The 15,354-nt window shown below is 63.5% G+C and carries 13 protein-coding genes; 5 read left to right on the top strand and 8 right to left on the bottom strand.

The window, feature by feature from the left end; translation table 11 throughout:
- Positions 1–160: 160 nt before the first annotated feature.
- Both nrdR and ACN50D_RS03555 read right to left on the bottom strand, forming a co-directional pair.
- Positions 161–658: a transcriptional regulator NrdR gene (gene nrdR, locus ACN50D_RS03560; RefSeq protein WP_030535543.1), complete on the bottom strand. Its 498-nt coding sequence runs from the start codon at positions 656–658 to the stop codon at positions 161–163.
- Between the two features lie 194 nt (positions 659–852).
- Positions 853–1,566 (bottom strand): LysM peptidoglycan-binding domain-containing protein, encoded by a 714-nt coding sequence (locus ACN50D_RS03555; protein ID WP_211920271.1) that lies wholly within the window; start codon positions 1,564–1,566, stop codon positions 853–855.
- A gap of 282 nt (positions 1,567–1,848) precedes the next feature.
- On the opposite strand from ACN50D_RS03555, the gene lexA reads away from it, so the two are divergent.
- Positions 1,849–2,577 (top strand): transcriptional repressor LexA, encoded by a 729-nt coding sequence (lexA, locus tag ACN50D_RS03550; protein ID WP_007735195.1) that lies wholly within the window; start codon positions 1,849–1,851, stop codon positions 2,575–2,577.
- 94 nt (positions 2,578–2,671) lie between these two features.
- On the opposite strand, the gene ACN50D_RS03545 is transcribed toward lexA, so the two are convergent.
- The 3 genes from ACN50D_RS03545 to ACN50D_RS03535 form a co-directional block, all read right to left on the bottom strand.
- The gene (locus tag ACN50D_RS03545; protein WP_007735194.1) at positions 2,672–3,814 is read right to left on the bottom strand and encodes an acyl-CoA dehydrogenase family protein; all 1,143 of its coding nucleotides are present in this window, start codon (positions 3,812–3,814) and stop codon (positions 2,672–2,674) included.
- Between the two features lie 189 nt (positions 3,815–4,003).
- The gene (locus ACN50D_RS03540) at positions 4,004–5,284 is read right to left on the bottom strand and encodes a uracil-xanthine permease family protein (RefSeq protein WP_003942232.1); all 1,281 of its coding nucleotides are present in this window, start codon (positions 5,282–5,284) and stop codon (positions 4,004–4,006) included.
- Between the two features lie 75 nt (positions 5,285–5,359).
- Positions 5,360–7,033: a putative PEP-binding protein gene (locus ACN50D_RS03535; protein WP_211920273.1), complete on the bottom strand. Its 1,674-nt coding sequence runs from the start codon at positions 7,031–7,033 to the stop codon at positions 5,360–5,362.
- Between the two features lie 191 nt (positions 7,034–7,224).
- On the opposite strand from ACN50D_RS03535, the gene ACN50D_RS03530 reads away from it, so the two are divergent.
- The 4 genes from ACN50D_RS03530 to ACN50D_RS03515 all read left to right on the top strand — a co-directional run bounded on the left by ACN50D_RS03530 (position 7,225) and on the right by ACN50D_RS03515 (position 11,427).
- Positions 7,225–7,992, top strand: a complete 768-nt coding sequence (locus ACN50D_RS03530; RefSeq protein WP_003942134.1) for a DeoR/GlpR family DNA-binding transcription regulator — start codon at positions 7,225–7,227, stop codon at positions 7,990–7,992.
- Positions 7,989–8,984, top strand: coding sequence for a 1-phosphofructokinase family hexose kinase (locus ACN50D_RS03525; protein WP_007735190.1), 996 nt, complete (start codon positions 7,989–7,991; stop codon positions 8,982–8,984). Before ACN50D_RS03530 ends, ACN50D_RS03525 begins: the two co-directional genes overlap by 4 nt.
- A gap of 18 nt (positions 8,985–9,002) precedes the next feature.
- On the top strand, positions 9,003–11,072 hold the full coding sequence (locus ACN50D_RS03520; protein WP_050655799.1) for a PTS fructose transporter subunit IIABC: 2,070 nt from the start codon (positions 9,003–9,005) through the stop codon (positions 11,070–11,072).
- Positions 11,073–11,169: 97 nt separating this feature from the next.
- Positions 11,170–11,427: an HPr family phosphocarrier protein gene (locus ACN50D_RS03515; protein ID WP_003942144.1), complete on the top strand. Its 258-nt coding sequence runs from the start codon at positions 11,170–11,172 to the stop codon at positions 11,425–11,427.
- A gap of 39 nt (positions 11,428–11,466) precedes the next feature.
- Here ACN50D_RS03515 and ACN50D_RS03510 read toward each other — a convergent pair whose 3' ends face one another.
- The 3 genes from ACN50D_RS03510 to hflX are packed head-to-tail and all read right to left on the bottom strand — an operon-like array spanning position 11,467 to position 15,324.
- The gene (locus ACN50D_RS03510) at positions 11,467–12,792 is read right to left on the bottom strand and encodes an alpha/beta hydrolase (protein ID WP_241199161.1); all 1,326 of its coding nucleotides are present in this window, start codon (positions 12,790–12,792) and stop codon (positions 11,467–11,469) included.
- Between the two features lie 56 nt (positions 12,793–12,848).
- Positions 12,849–13,838: a hypothetical protein gene (locus ACN50D_RS03505; protein ID WP_232508937.1), complete on the bottom strand. Its 990-nt coding sequence runs from the start codon at positions 13,836–13,838 to the stop codon at positions 12,849–12,851.
- A gap of 10 nt (positions 13,839–13,848) precedes the next feature.
- Positions 13,849–15,324, bottom strand: a complete 1,476-nt coding sequence (gene hflX / locus ACN50D_RS03500; RefSeq protein ID WP_003942213.1) for a GTPase HflX — start codon at positions 15,322–15,324, stop codon at positions 13,849–13,851.
- Positions 15,325–15,354 lie beyond the last annotated feature (30 nt).

Below are 15,354 nucleotides of genomic sequence, written 5' to 3'. Positions count from 1 at the left end.
AACTAAGTTCATAACGCCTCCGTGAAGATCCGAGATGCGGACGAACGTACCTGGTAGACACTAAGCGAATAACGTGCCCGATTTGTTCGATTGTTCGCTTTGTGTTCTCAGCGTTACCTAAGACCGCTCTGTGCTCTCAGCGTTATCTGAGGCGAAGGCCTCAGTCGACGGAAACGGTCTCGGCGCCGGGAGCCTTCTCGGCGGCACGGGTCTCTGCATGCTCGCGCATGTCGGTGATCTCACGTTCGAAATCCGCAGCCGAGCTGAAGGACTTGTACACCGATGCGAATCGCAGGTAGGCGACTTCGTCGAGATTTCGAAGCGGATCGAGGATCGCGAGCCCTACCTCGTTACTGGGAATTTCGGCAGAACCCGAAGCTCGAACGGCATCTTCGACCTGCTGGGCGAGCAAATTCAGCGAATCGTTGTCCACTTGGCGGCCCTGGCATGCGCGACGCACACCTTTGACAACCTTTTCTCGGCTGAAAGGCTCCGTGACGCCGCTGCGCTTCACGACCGAGAGAACTGCCGTCTCGACCGTGGTGAATCGGCGGCCACACTCGGGGCACGAACGGCGCCGCCTGATCGCCTGGCCCTCGTCGGCCTCGCGCGAATCGACCACTCGGGAATCAGGGTGCCGGCAGAACGGGCAATGCATCGGGGTTCCTTCGTTGTCGCCGAAATGGCCGCAACTCAGATTCGCTACCGACTGCAAATCCTCCGACGATTTACAGAGCAGATCCACGTACTCAACGCGACCACCCGAGGTGGTGGGACTGTCAAGTGGACAGCTTACTCGCTGTGAACGGACTGCTCTCACGCTCGGTACGCCCCCGCCTGGTACGGGGTGGGTCAGCGCCCCGAGGCCGGCACGATCAGCGTTTGTCCCACTGACAGCCCGGAACTCGACATCGCATTGAGATCCATGATCTGCTCGATCACCGAACCGACAGCCTGGCCAGGTGCAACCTTGGCAGCAATATCACTGAGGGATTCACCCGCGGCAACGCGAACCACTTCGGTCGCGCCGTTTGTCGCAGCTACGTCACCACTCGACAAAGCGCCGATCCCCACCAACGCCAACACTGCGAATGCGGTGAATACGGCGCCCAGGAAAACCGTCTTCCAACTGACATCCTCGGCGGCCACTTCATGTTCGACCCGTGACACACCGACCCTGTTTCGGTGCGCGAAACTTCCTCCGTACGGGCGTGACGAATCGTGCTCGCTGTCCCACCGGCGAGGAGATTCGTGCAATGAACGCGAACCTGAAACCGCGCCCACCGCCGGAACCCGTCGAACGACGGCCGCCTGCGGTTCGTTGTCGACATCCCTGGCCACGCCATGCATTTCGGCCGCTCCGCGCCGTTCGAAGGACACAGCGTCTGCATCGGGCCCATAGAACGAGGGGTGGTACTTCAGTGCCGACGTACCGTCGAAACCAAACGCGTCGAAACCAATCGCGTCGTCGAAAACCCTGTTGCTTTTCAGTGCTGCGTTACCCATCGTGACCTCCGCTGGTCGACACCGATCGATGTGTTCGATCATGCGTTCGATGGAACGCATGTTCGAATTTCTACCACGCCTGGCCGACAATGTCTCTACTTGGAGCGACACGAATCGAACAGATGTTTGAAACCGCGAGCAAATCCGGCTAGATTCGTGTCAGACCACACAGCGGGAATTGCGAAAGCCTCCGTGTTTGTCGACAGCTCGAATGTTGGCAGGAGGCACCGACAGGTTTCTGCGCGACTTGCACCAGGCACTTTTGCAGGCAGTTTTCAAACACGACTTGTTCAGACACGACTTCTTCAGACACGACTTCTTCAGACACGGAGGCAACAGGCCATGAAGGACGATCGCTCCAGCACAGCCGCGGAGGCAGGAGCTTCTGCAGTTCCGTCTCCGTCGAGCGAGACGCTCACCGAGCGTCAGCGGCGCGTTCTCGAAGTGATCCGCGATTCGGTGACGGAGCGCGGGTATCCGCCGAGCATTCGCGAAATCGGGGATGCGGTGGGGCTTACCTCCACGTCGTCGGTCGCGCATCAACTGCGAACGTTGGAGCGCAAGGGCTTCCTTCGACGCGATCCCAATCGCCCTCGTGCAGTCGATGTTCGGGGTCTCGACGAGGTTGCGGCCGATACCGCCATCGCGTCGGTGTCGAAGCATTCCGGCGAGTACAACAGTGCCGACCCGCTGCCAGAGCCGGCGTTCGTCCCCATCCTGGGCCGCATCGCTGCCGGCGGACCGATCCTCGCCGAGGAAGCTGTGGAGGATGTGTTTCCACTCCCCCGCGAGCTCGTCGGCCAAGGTTCGCTCTTCATGCTCAAGGTTGTCGGTGAGTCGATGATCGATGCAGCGATCTGCGATGGCGACTGGGTTGTCGTCCGTCAGCAGAACGTCGCCGAGAACGGTGACATCGTGGCCGCAATGATCGACGGCGAAGCCACCGTGAAGACGTTCAAGCGTACGAAGAAGGAGGTGTGGTTGATGCCGCACAACGACCTCTTCGAGCCGATTCCCGGCAACAACGCCGTCATCTTGGGCAAGGTTGTCACGGTCATGCGGAAGATCTGAATTCGCTCGCATCCCACGACCTAAAGACTCTGGGCCCCGGCATCAGCCGGGGCCCAGAGTCTTTTACGTGACGATCAGCGGTGCATCACCCGAATCAGAGGTTCAGCGAGCGTCCGATGATCTCCTTCATGATCTCGGTTGTGCCACCGTAGATGGTCTGCACACGAGAGTCCATGTACGCCTTGGCAACCGGGTATTCCTTCATGTAGCCGTAGCCTCCGTGCAGCTGGAGGCAGCGGTCGATGAGCTTGACCTGAGCTTCGGTGGTCCACCACTTTGCCATCGCAGCTTCCTGCACGGTCAGCTTCTCGGCATTGAGCTGCTCGATGAACTTGTCCACCAGGATGCGCACTGCCGTGGTCTCCGTTGCCAATTCGGCCAGTACGAATCGGGTGTTCTGGAAGCTGCCGATCGACTTGCCGAATGCCTTGCGGTCACGGCAGTACTGGATCGTGCTCTCGAGAACCGATTCCATTGCGGCGGCAGCAACGACGGCGATCGAGAGTCGTTCCTGGGGAAGGTTCTTCATCAAGTAGAAGAAGCCCATTCCCTCTTCGCCCAGCAGGTTGGCAGCGGGAACGCGTACGTCGGTGAAGCTGAGTTCGGCGGTGTCCTGAGCCTTCATGCCGATCTTGTCGAGATTGCGTCCTCGCTCGAAGCCGGGCATGTCCCGCTCGACCACGAGGAGGCTGAAGCCCTGAGCACCCTTGTCCGGGTCGGTGCACGCGACAACGATGATGATGTCGGCGTTGATTCCGTTGGTGATGAAGGTCTTCGAACCGTTGAGTACCCAGTGGTCCCCGTCGCGAACTGCTTTCGTCTTGATGCCCTGCAGGTCGCTACCGGTACCCGGTTCGGTCATCGCGATCGCCGAGATCAGCTCACCCGACGCGAATCCGGGTAGCCAACGCTGCTTCTGCTCCTCGTTGGTCAACTCCAGGAGGTACGGCGCCACCACGTCGTTGTGCAGCGTGAAGCCGATACCACTGAAGCCACCCTTGGTGGTTTCCTCGGTGATGATCGCGTTGTAGCGGAAATCCTTGACACCGCCGCCGCCGAATTCCTCAGGTACCGCGGTTCCCAGGAATCCCTGCTTTCCGGCCTCGACCCAGACGTCACGATCGACGATGTTCTGCTCTTCCCACTTCTCGTGGTTCGGTGCCACGTGCTGTGCCAAGAACTTCTGGTAAGACTCCCGGAAGAGTTCATGTTCCGGTTCGAACAGGGTGCGCTCCACGCCGACTCCTTGCAATTCGATATACGGCACTTCAGTGATGTACCCGGTGGGGATGATGTACCCGGTCGGGATGTTTTCGCTGAGACTGGGCACGCCGAAGTTCGCGGGCCCACGTCACTGCCTCCGACGGTAGAACCTGTTGCGATACCCGTCGATGACCCGAACGATCACGATTCGTGACTGTAGCGGTTATCTGTTACTCGAAGTACGGAATTTGGCGAGGTATCGCATGATCGGGTAGGCGACCAGGATGCCGATCGACCCCCAAGCGATGCCGCCCAGCTCGACCGAACCAATGGTCAGCGTCAGGTTCCCGATGCCGGCAACCAGTGCGGCAGCGGCGACGGTCAGGTTGACCGGATCGGTGAAGTCCACCTTCGCTTCCATCCAGATGCGCACACCGAGAATGCCGATGAGTCCGTAGAGAACCATCGTCGCACCGCCGATGACGCCGTTCGGAACCGTGAAGACCAGTGCACCGAATTTGGGCGAAAATGCCAGGATCACGGCGGTGGCGGCCGCTACCCAGTACGCCGCGGTCGAGTACACACGCGTCGCTGCCATGACCCCGATGTTCTCGGCATACGTGGTGGTTCCGGATCCGCCGCCGGCGCCCGCCAAGGTCGTGGCGAGACCGTCTGCAAACAGCGCATTGCCGGCCAGATCATCGAGGGACTTACCAGTCATGGCGGACACCGCTTTGACATGTCCGACGTTCTCGGCGACCAGAACGATCACCACGGGCAGCGCGAGCACGATCACCGACCAGTCGAACGACGGTCCGTGCAGACTCGGCAGCCCGAACCAGTCGGCTTCGCGCAGAGCGGACACTCGTTCACTGTCGAGACCACCGATGACCGCGGCGAAGACCCAGCCGATCACGACCCCGACCAGAATGCCCAACCGGCCGAGCAGCCCGGGACCGACGACCGTGACCAGCAGGATCGAAACGAGCGTGACCGTGGCGATCAGCGGCTGCGATTCGAAGGAACCGACCGCCGTCGGAGCGAGGTTGAGACCGATCAGCGCGACGACGGCGCCTGTCACTACCGGCGGCATGACGGCGTCGATGACCCGGCTGCCGATCAGACGTACGGCGACGCCGATCAACATCAACACGATGCCCACGGCCATGACGGCACCGAGCTGCGCGGCCGGGCCTGACCCTGCTGACGCTGTCAGCGGCGCGATGAACGCGAAGGACGAACCGAGATAGCTGGGGATCCGGCCCCGGGTGATGAGCAGGAACAGTGCCGTGCCGATACCCGAGAACAACAGCGTCGTCGTGACGGGAAAGCCGGTGATGGTCGGAACGAGCAGTGTCGCTCCGAACATCGCGATGACGTGCTGCATCCCGATCCCGATGGTGCGCGGCCAACTCAGTCGTTCGTCCGGCGCCACGACGGCGCCGTCGGCGATCCGCTTGCCGTCTCCGTGGACAGTCCAGCCGATTCCGCCGGTCCCGGTCATTGTTTCTCGTTCGATCACAGGTCGAAATACTAGAGGTCAGGCGCTCGGTCTCCGACCGAGACCAACGAAACCAGTTCAGCTGATTGCGTCAGCCGCCGCTTTGCGCGCTGCCACGGGATCACCGGTTGCCAGCACGGCCGCCGCAGCCGCCTCACATTGCGCCATGGTGACTGACCCGACCTTCGCTCCCACACCCGCTACCGATGCCGCAGCGCACGACAGCGAGGAAACGCCGAGACCGGCAAGTACGCAGGCCAACAGTGGATCGGCGGCCGCCTCACCGCAGACGCCGACACGCTTGCCTGCCGCCTGACCGGCCTGGGCCGTACGTGCGACAAGGGCGAGCACCGCGGGCTGCCATGGATCGGTCAGGTCGGCGAGTTCGGAGGACATCCGATCAGCGGCCATCGTGTACTGAGCGAGGTCGTTGGTACCGATCGAGAGGAATTCGACGTGTTCGAGAATCTGGTCGGCCAGCAGCGCCGCCGCCGGGATCTCCACCATGACTCCGGGAACGAGATCGCGTGCCCGCACCGCATCGGCAAAGCGTTTCGCCTCGGCCGGGGTGGCGATCATCGGTGCCATGACCCACGGGGACGAGTTGGTCGACGCCGCTGCTGCGGCGATCGCGTCGAGCTGGCGGTCGAGAATCCCCATGTCCTGCCAGGCGATTCGCACCCCACGAACGCCGAGGGCCGGATTAGCTTCCTCTTGGTGGTTGGCGAATTTGAGCGGCTTGTCCGAACCCGCGTCCAACGTGCGAATAATGACCTTCTTGTCTGCGAAGGCCTCGAGAACTTCGGCGTAGATCGCCGCCTGCTCGTCTACGGTCGGTTCGGTCTCACGGCCGAGGAAGCAGAGTTCGGTCCGGAAGAGCCCGATGCCTCCCGCTGCGGTCAACGCCGCGGCGCGAGCGCCCGCGCCGTCTTGAACATTGGCGAGAACGTCTACCGGCCGACCGTCCGACGTCCGGCCTGGTCCGGTCCACGTGCTGACGCGTTCGCGATCGATCCGGGATTGTTCGACCAGTTCGCGCGCCTGTTCGGGATCCGGCTCCGCGATCACGTCGCCGGTGGTTCCGTCGATCAGAATCGGTGTTCCGGCCGCGATGGATTCCAATTCCTTCGCAGCCACGATGCACGGGATGCCCAACTGCCTCGCGATGATTGCCGTGTGGCTGGTCGGGCCGCCGAAGATGGTCACGAGTCCGATGATCTTGGTTGCATCGAGGCCCGCGGTGTCCGCAGGAGCCAGATCGTCCGCGCACAGCACCGACGGCGTCTCGGGCATCGGAACTCCGGGTTCGGGCAATCCGGAGAGTTCGGCGATCACGCGGTCGCGGATGTCCTCGAGATCGGTGACGCGCTCGGCCATCACACCGCCGACCTTGGTGAACAGCACCACGAACTGCTCCGTCGCCGCGATCGCAGCCTGCACCGGGGGCACTCCGCCGGCGATCGACTTCTTGGCCGCCCCGATCCAGCCACGATCAGCTGCCATCGCCGCGTTGGCCTGCAAGACCTCGGCGGCCGCGCCTGTGGCTTCGGCAGCCCGTCCGAGAAGGCGGTTCTCGACCGCCTTCGCTGCTGCGACGAAGGCGTCTGCAGCTGCCTCTCGATCGGCCTCGTCGAGGGCCGGTGCATCGGTGACGAGTTCTGGTCGGCTGGACGGCCAGATAGCCGGGCCGTAGGCAATTCCGGGCACGACGGGGGTGCCGTGCACGGTGATTCGGTTGAGCTGTTCGGTCATCTGTCCTCCTTGAGCGATGGGCCCGGTGTCACACCGGATCACCTCGAGCGCGTAAAGCCCTCACCTTTGTTGTGACGAAGATTACTCCCAAGTCTTGACATGTCAACACACTCGGGCGTAAAACAACATAAAGCAACATTCACTGTGATCCACAACGCACCGTCGGATCACATTTCGGAATCGGAGAGCACGTGTACGCGGAAGAACGCCAACAAGCGATCGGCACCATGGTGTCGCAGCGCGGACGCATGTCCGTGGCGGCGCTGTCGGAAACCTTCGGTGTGACCACCGAGACCGTGCGTCGCGATCTGGCCTTCCTCGAGCGGATCGGACAGATCAGGCGTGTACACGGCGGCGCCGTTCCGACCGGATCCCTCCACGTGACCGAACCGGGCATGGCGGAACGCGATCAGACCCGCGCGCAACAGAAAGACCGGATCGCCCGCTGCGCGGTCACCTATCTCCCTCCTACCGGCGGCAGCGTCATCTTCGACGCGGGCACGACCACGGGCCGCATGATCCCCGAACTACCGACCGAGAACGACTTCACGGCCGTGACCAATTCCGTGCCGATCGGCGCACGACTGGCATCGATGAACTCGATTTCCCTGATCCTGCTCGGCGGACGAGTACGCGGGGTGACGCAAGCCGCGGTCGGCGAGGACGCTCTACGCCTGCTGAGCACGTTGCGGGTCGACGTCGCCTTCGTCGGAACCAACGCGATCAGCGTCGGGCACGGACTCTCCACCCCGGACAGCGAGGAGGCCGCCGTCAAACGAGCGATGGTCAAGGCCGCCAATCACGTTGTCGTGGTGGCCGATTCCAGCAAAGTCGGCCGCGAGCACTTGATCAGCTTCGCGCCACTCGACAGCATCGACGTCCTCATAACCGACGAAGAGATCAGTCCCACAGACACATCCGAGTTCCACGACCACGGAATCGAGGTGGTGATCGCATGATCGTCACACTGACAGCCAACCCGAGTATCGATCGGACCGTACAACTCGAGCAACGGCTCGAACGAGGCTCCGTCCTACGCGCCCACTCCACTCGCAGCGACCCCGGCGGCAAGGGGGTCAACGTCGCGCGTGTTCTCGCCGCAGCCGACCTCGACGTGCTCGCCGTTCTACCGGGAAATGGTGGCGATCCGTTGCTCTCGGCGCTCGCAGCCGGTGGGATTCCCCACATCGGCGTCGCCACAACGGGTCCGGCTCGCACCAACATCACCATCGCCGAACCGGACGGGACCACGACGAAGATCAACGAACCCGGCGCAACGCTGTCCGGTTCGACTCTCGACGCCCTGGCACAGGAGTTGATCGCCCGCGCCGATACCGCACTGTGGTTCGCGCTGTCCGGCTCACTGCCTCCCGGCGTTCCTCTGGGGTGGTACGGCGAACTTGTCGCGGCGCTGCGCGATCACCCGTGCAAGGTGGCGGTCGACACCTCGGACGCCCCACTGACGGCACTCGCCGAAGGCTTCCCCGGCTCGGCACCTGATCTGCTCAAACCCAACGGCGAGGAACTCGCGCAACTGACCGGCGTCGACGGCCACGTCCTCGAACGTGCTGCCGAGAACGGTGATCCCGGGCCTGCAATCACGGCGGCGCAGCGATTGGTCGATCGCGGCGTCGGCAGCGTGCTCGCCACGCTCGGCGCAGCCGGTGCCGTCCTCGTCACGGCCGACGGCGCGTGGATCGCCACCGCTCCCCCGATTGTCGCAGTCAGTACCGTCGGCGCAGGCGATTCGTCGCTGGCCGGCTACATCCTCGCCGAAGCGGGCGGCGGCTCGGAATCCGAGCGGCTACGTCACGCGGTCGCCTACGGAAGCGCCGCTGCCTCCCTTCCCGGCACAACCCTTCCCACACCCGAACAGATCGATCTGGCAGCGGTTTCGGTATCTGCAGCAGATGCCGCCTCTCCCATCCCCGTCCCCACCGAACTCGCCTGACGCCCTAAGGAACCTGACATGTCCGATACCACCGCAGCCGGCAGTTCCGGCCCGGAGATCATCAGTCCCGAACTGATCTCACTCGACACCGACCTGGGTTCGACCAAGGAAGATGTCATTCGTTCTCTCGCAGCGCGATTGACTGCAGCGGGACGGGCGAGCGACGCCGCGGGATTGGTCGATGCCGCACTCGCTCGCGAAGCGCAGTCCGCGACCGGACTGCCCGGCGGAATCGCAATTCCCCACTGCCGCGCCGAGGCTGTCTCGTCCGCGTCCCTGGGGTTTGCTCGACTCGATCCGAAGGTCGACTTCGGTGCACCCGACGGCCCCGCCGATCTGGTCTTCCTGATCGCGGCACCCGAAGGCGCCGGGGCCGAGCACATGAAGCTGCTCTCCTCCTTGGCCCGAGCACTCGTCAGGCCCGCGTTCGTCACGTCACTTCGTGAAGCGTCGACGCCGGACGAGATCGTGAGACTGGTCGACGAGGTACTAAATCCCGCGCCGAAGGATCCTGCAGCAAAGGCCGCGGCAGCGACACCCCCGGCACCTGTTTCCACCGGGAAACACGCTACCGAGGAGACCCCGGCACCAGCGCCCGCGGAGCGTCACATCGTCGCGGTCACCGCCTGCCCGACCGGAATCGCTCACACCTACATGGCGGCGGACTCACTCGTCGCCGCGGGTGAACGCGCCGGCGTCAAGGTGCACGTCGAAACCCAAGGTTCGAGCGGAAGCACCCCCCTTGACCCTTCGGTGATCGCCGGAGCCGCCGCGGTCATCTTCGCCACCGACGTCGGCGTGAAGGGCCGCGAACGATTCGCCGGTAAGCCCGTCGTCGCTTCCGGTGTGAAGCGGGCAATCAACGAGCCGGACAAGATGCTCGCAGAAGCGTTGCGCGCCTCCGAGAATCCCGCCGCCGCCACCGTTGACGGCACCGCGGCAGCGGCCGCGGATTCCGATGCCGGTTCCGTAGGGTTCGGCACCCACCTCCGTCAGGTCCTCCTGACCGGTGTCAGCTACATGATCCCGTTCGTCGCGGCCGGCGGTCTGCTGATCGCACTCGGCTTCCTGCTCGGCGGATACGAGATCTCCGGTCCGGCCAAGGACATCGTTCTCAACAACTCGATCACCAACCTTCCCGACGGTGGTCTGGCCACCTATCTCGGCGCAGTGCTGTTCCAGATCGGTTCGTTGGCATTCAGCTTCCTGGTGCCCGCGTTGGCCGGCTACATCGCCTTCGCCATCGCCGACCGGCCTGGCATCGCTCCCGGCTTCACAGCCGGCGCGGTCGCCGTGTTCGTCGGTGCCGGTTTCATCGGCGGCTTGGTCGGTGGTCTCATCGCCGGTGTCGTCGCGCTCTACATCGGCCGGATCGCCGTCCCGCAGTGGCTGCGAGGCCTGATGCCGGTGGTGATCATCCCGCTGTTCGCGACGCTGGTCGTCGGAGCACTGATGTTCATCGTCCTCGGGCGTCCGCTCGCCGCGATCACCTCCGGTCTCACCGACTGGCTCAACGGACTGTCCGGCAGCTCGGCCATCTTCCTCGGCATCATTCTCGGCCTGATGATGTGCTTCGACCTCGGTGGACCGGTCAACAAGGCGGCTTACGCCTTCGCCGTCGCCGGACTCAACGTCAACGACCCGGCCACTTTGCGCATCATGGCGGCTGTCATGGCTGCCGGTATGGTTCCGCCGCTTGCCATGGCACTTGCCTCGACGGTGCTGCGTCCCAAGCTCTTCAGCGAAGCCGAACGGGAGAACGGAAAGGCTGCCTGGTTGCTGGGTTCGGCATTCATCTCCGAGGGCGCGATTCCGTTCGCCGCTGCCGACCCGCTTCGCGTGATCCCCTCGATGATGGCGGGCGGCGCGGTCACCGGCGCACTGATCATGGCTTTCGACGTCACTCTCAGCGCCCCGCACGGCGGGATCTTCGTCTTCTTCGCAGTCGGCGGAATCGGCTGGTTCCTGGTCTCGCTCGCCGCGGGAACCGTGGTAGCTGCGCTCGCCGTCGTCGGAGCCAAGGAGTTCTTCCGCAAGGGGCCGTCCGATGCCGAACTCGACCCCGAAATCGTGCCCGCTGCGGCATGATCGACAGCAGGCAACACTGCAGTCACCACCTGAGTCACCAGATCTGCCCGAACACCCCATAACGTCCGCAACGACAGTTCTACAACGAGGAGATCCCATGCCCAGCAAGACAGTTGCCGTCGGTTCCGCAGTCGGCCTCCACGCCCGCCCCGCCGCTCTCATCGCCGAAGCAGTCGGAGCCTCCGGCGCCACGGTCACCCTCGCAGTCGCCGACGGCGAACCGGTGGATGCAGGTTCGGCACTGATGATCATGACGCTCGGAGCCGCCAAGGACACCGAAGTAACCATCGAGTCCGACGACGCCGACGCACTCGCCAAGGTCGCCGAGCTGGTAGCCGCTGATCTCGACGCCTGACCTGATGTCAGTCGGTGCTGTGTAGCGGGCCGGACACTCTCACGGAGTCAGTGCGAGTGTCCGGCCCAGCCAGTCCATTTCGAGTTCCAGAGCAGTGCCCCACACATCACCCGAGTGCCCGCCGGGAAGGGTGTAGTAGTCCACGTTCATGTCGGCGGCGCGTGCAGCCTCGAACATGATCTCCTGCTGAGGGCGGTAGATGTCGTCGTCCTCACCCGCGACAAATACACCCGACAACTGCGGATACCGATTCTGCGCCATCAGGTCTCGGGCGTTGACCGCGTCGAACGCGCTTTCGTCACCGTCGAACATGGCCGCCACGGTGTCCTCGTGATCACCGGTCGACGGTTCGTCCTGCCCGGAGAAGTCCAGGAACGACGGGTATCGGTCCGGGAAGTTCACGGCCATCTCGATCGCGCATGTCCCGCCGTAGGAGAACCCACCGATAGCCCATTGCGCAGCGTCCGGATTCACTTGAAGGTTCGATTCGATCCAGTTCGGAACGTCCTGGTCCAGATACGTCGCGACGTTGCCGAGCGCAGAATCCATGCAGCCGGGGTTGGCGTCGTAGTCCCCCAACGCGTCGGGCACCACCACGACGGGAGCAAGCCCTGAATGCCTCGACGCATAGGCGTCGACGGTGGTCGCGAGCCGGCCACTGTCCAGCCAGTCGCTGGGGCTGCCGGGCTCGCCCGCCACCAACACCAGTACGGGCAACTCGGCACGCGGATCGGCAAGATAGGCCGGCGGGAGATACAGCGTCGCAGGCCTCGCGTCGAATCCCGAAACGTTTCCTGGAATCGCCGCTTCCGTCACGACACCGTTGCTCGGCATCCGCACCGGAACCTGCCAATGAGTTTCGGTGGGCAGTCCCCGTTGTACCCAAGGTTCGGCCCCGGGGAGCGAATCGAAGGCAACGTTCTCGACCGAGCCCACCGGCCAGTGCCCGACCAGTGAGCCGAGTGTGGGATAGGTGCCGGTCTGCGCGTTGACCTGACCTACTGCGACGATCGCGGCCAGCCCGGCGAATGCCGTCACCGAAAGGCCACGCGCAAGCCCTGGGCGCCGAAGGAGAACGAGTGCGGCGCCTATGACTCCGAACATCGCCAGCGCTATCCAGACAAAATTCGACGCCGGTAGCTGCGCGGGCAGCGGCCGAAAGCTGAGCCACACGAACGTCGCACCGGTGGCTGATCCGAGCACTGACAGACCTAGCGCAACCAACGCGGCCCTACGCGGCAACCACCTAAGCAGAAGCAACGTGCCGACGCCGACGATGACGGAACCCACGAGCAGCACTGCGGTGATGTGTCCGTGCTCGAGTGACATACGCGAGAGCCGCGTCAGGAGTTGATGCCCGTGCATTCGTTCCAGTATCCACATCTACCGGCGGTCTGCGAATTCGTGGAATTATTTGGGAATCAGCGGCGTCGTCGAAATCTCACGAACGCCGCGCCCCCGATCGCACATCCTGCCGCGACCAACCCGGCCCACACGAATGTCCACGGATCGACCCCGACACCGACCGAACCGTCAGACGAGTCAGCCGTCGCTTCTGTCGCGTCCACGAGCGCTCGCATCACGTACACCGGCGGCAACGCTCCGCCGGCAGATTCAGAACCGATCAGAACATCGCCCGCATCGTTGAATGCCACCGCCTCACCCTGAGGCTCCTTCGGGAGCGGGATCCGCAGCGGTTCGGTACCGGTGAGCGTCGCGCCGATTCCGCCGTCCACGACTTCGTACAGGTACAGGTCGGAGTAACTCCGAAGTGCGATCGCCGAACCGTCCGACGACACCGCTCCCCCGGTGAACATCACCGACACGGGCTTCTCCGGTCCGAGGGACACGGCTCCGACGCGCTCGAGCGGCGTCGGGCCGGGCTGCGCCAAGTCACTCAGTTTCTGATCCCCGACCGGTGTGTAGACACTGCTTTCGCCGAACAATTCCTTGGTCACGACAAAAACATGGCCGTCGGGATCTAGCAGTATCGACTCGGTGTCGTGCGCACCGTCCGGGTACGTGAGGCGGTGCAACGTACCGTCACCGGAATCGAGGTCCATCGTGATGAACGCCACTGTTTCGCGGGTCCGGAGGTTGTCACCGGTGTCCGACAGAACGAGCGTTCGCCCACTCACCGCAAGATCTTCGACGTCGTAAGGATCTATCGGGACCGGAATCTGTTTCTGGACAACACAGTTCAGGTCCATTTCGAATACGAAGTCGTCACTGCCGCCGTCGCCCATCGCGTAGATCCGATCGTCGACGACGACCATCCCCGACAACTCCTGGAGCGCAGGATCGGTAGGCGTACAGAGTGGGGCGAACTCGCTCGGTTCGAACGACGACGCCTGTGCGAGCGCTCCGGGAAGCAGTGCGGTTGCCGTAGTCGCAGCAATCACCGCGACCACGGCCCCGAAACTACGCACTAGGTGCGTACTCGACCAATGCCGAGGCCAACATCTGTGGCACGCGTGCGTGCACCCGCGTTCCCGCCTCTTCGTGAGTCGATTCCAAAATCGTTCCGTCCGAGTGGATTCGAGCCATCAAGTCACCGCGCGTGTACGGCACCAGCACGTCGACCTCGACCTCCGGCCGAACCAGCACCTCGCTGAGATGTGCTCTTAGTTCGGCGATTCCCTCACCCGTCCGCGCCGAGACGAACACGGCACCAGGCAACAGACCACGTAGTTGCGTCAACGTAACCGGATCTGCCGCGTCGATCTTGTTGACCACGATCAACTCCGGCGGAGCCTTCGAATCCGTCTCGCGCAGAACATCGGTGACGACTTCCCGAACAGCCTTGATCTGTTCTGTCGGCAACGGATCCGAACCGTCGACGACGTGCAGCAGCAGATCTGCGTCGGTCACTTCCTCGAGAGTCGAGCGGAATGCCTCGACCAACTGAGTCGGCAGGTGTCGCACGAAGCCGACCGTGTCGGTGAGAACGTACTCGCGGCCGTCGTCGAGTGCTGCGCGGCGAGTGGTCGGGTCCAAGGTGGCGAACAACGCGTTCTCCACGAGCACACCCGATCCGGTGAGCGAATTGAGCAGACTCGATTTGCCCGCGTTGGTGTATCCGACGATGGCGATCGACGGGATGTCGCTCTGCAATCGACGTGTGCGCTTGGTGTCGCGAGCGGCCTTCATGCCCTTGATCTCGCGGCGTAGTTTTGCCATGCGCTCACGAATACGGCGGCGGTCCGTCTCGATTTTCGTTTCACCGGGACCACGCAGACCCACACCGCCGTTACTGCCGGCACGGCCACCGGCCTGGCGCGACATCGACTCGCCCCAACCACGCAGACGCGGGAGCATGTACTCCATCTGAGCAAAAGCGACCTGCGCCTTACCCTCACGCGAAGTGGCGTGCTGAGCAAAGATGTCGAGAATGAGGGCCGTCCGGTCGATGACCTTGACCTTGACGATCTTCTCCAGCGCCGTGAGCTGCGCCGGCGTCAGCTCACCGTCGCAGACGACGGTGTCGGCACCGGTCGCCAGCACAACTTCGCGCAGTTCCTGCGCCTTGCCCGAACCGATGTAGGTGGCAGCGTCAGGTTTGTCGCGACGCTGAACCAGTCCTTCGAGGACCTCGGAGCCGGCCGTCTCGGCAAGTGCGGCCAACTCGGTCATGCTCGCCTCGGCCTGCTCGGCAGTTCCCTGCGTCCAGACGCCGACCAGGACAACTCTTTCGAGTCGAAGCTGGCGGTACTCGACTTCGGTGACGTCCTCGAGCTCGGTCGACAGACCGGCCACGCGGCGCAGGGCGCCGCGATCTGCGAGTTGCATCTCACCGGTCGACGGGTTGCCCGATGCGGACGCTGCCGTGTATTCGGCTTGCGCGTACTCGGACTGCTCGTGAGCGGTGGACTCTTCGTTTTCATGTGTGTTCGTCATACAAGATCCATGGTCCCACGAAACCTGGCC

Origin of the sequence: Rhodococcus sp. SB1D (assembly GCF_048573875.1) — a bacterium.
Classification (GTDB): Bacteria; Actinomycetota; Actinomycetes; order Mycobacteriales; family Mycobacteriaceae; genus Rhodococcus_F; species Rhodococcus_F qingshengii.
The sequence above is the reverse complement of the archived record's forward strand: the minus strand, read 5'-3'. Positions and strand labels throughout refer to the sequence as shown.

Excerpts from the sequence above, each read along its gene's own strand:
- nrdR (WP_030535543.1), bottom strand. The coding sequence starts at position 658 with ATGCATTGCCCGTTCTGCCGGCACCCTGATTCCCGAGTGGTCGATTCG.
- ACN50D_RS03555 (WP_211920271.1), bottom strand. The coding sequence starts at position 1,566 with ATGCGTTCCATCGAACGCATGATCGAACACATCGATCGGTGTCGACCA.
- lexA (WP_007735195.1), top strand. The coding sequence starts at position 1,849 with ATGAAGGACGATCGCTCCAGCACAGCCGCGGAGGCAGGAGCTTCTGCA.
- ACN50D_RS03540 (WP_003942232.1), bottom strand. The coding sequence starts at position 5,284 with ATGACCGGGACCGGCGGAATCGGCTGGACTGTCCACGGAGACGGCAAG.
- ACN50D_RS03535 (WP_211920273.1), bottom strand. The coding sequence starts at position 7,033 with ATGACCGAACAGCTCAACCGAATCACCGTGCACGGCACCCCCGTCGTG.
- ACN50D_RS03525 (WP_007735190.1), top strand. The coding sequence starts at position 7,989 with ATGATCGTCACACTGACAGCCAACCCGAGTATCGATCGGACCGTACAA.
- ACN50D_RS03520 (WP_050655799.1), top strand. The coding sequence starts at position 9,003 with ATGTCCGATACCACCGCAGCCGGCAGTTCCGGCCCGGAGATCATCAGT.
- ACN50D_RS03515 (WP_003942144.1), top strand. The coding sequence starts at position 11,170 with ATGCCCAGCAAGACAGTTGCCGTCGGTTCCGCAGTCGGCCTCCACGCC.
- ACN50D_RS03510 (WP_241199161.1), bottom strand. The coding sequence starts at position 12,792 with ATGCACGGGCATCAACTCCTGACGCGGCTCTCGCGTATGTCACTCGAG.
- hflX (WP_003942213.1), bottom strand. The coding sequence starts at position 15,324 with ATGACGAACACACATGAAAACGAAGAGTCCACCGCTCACGAGCAGTCC.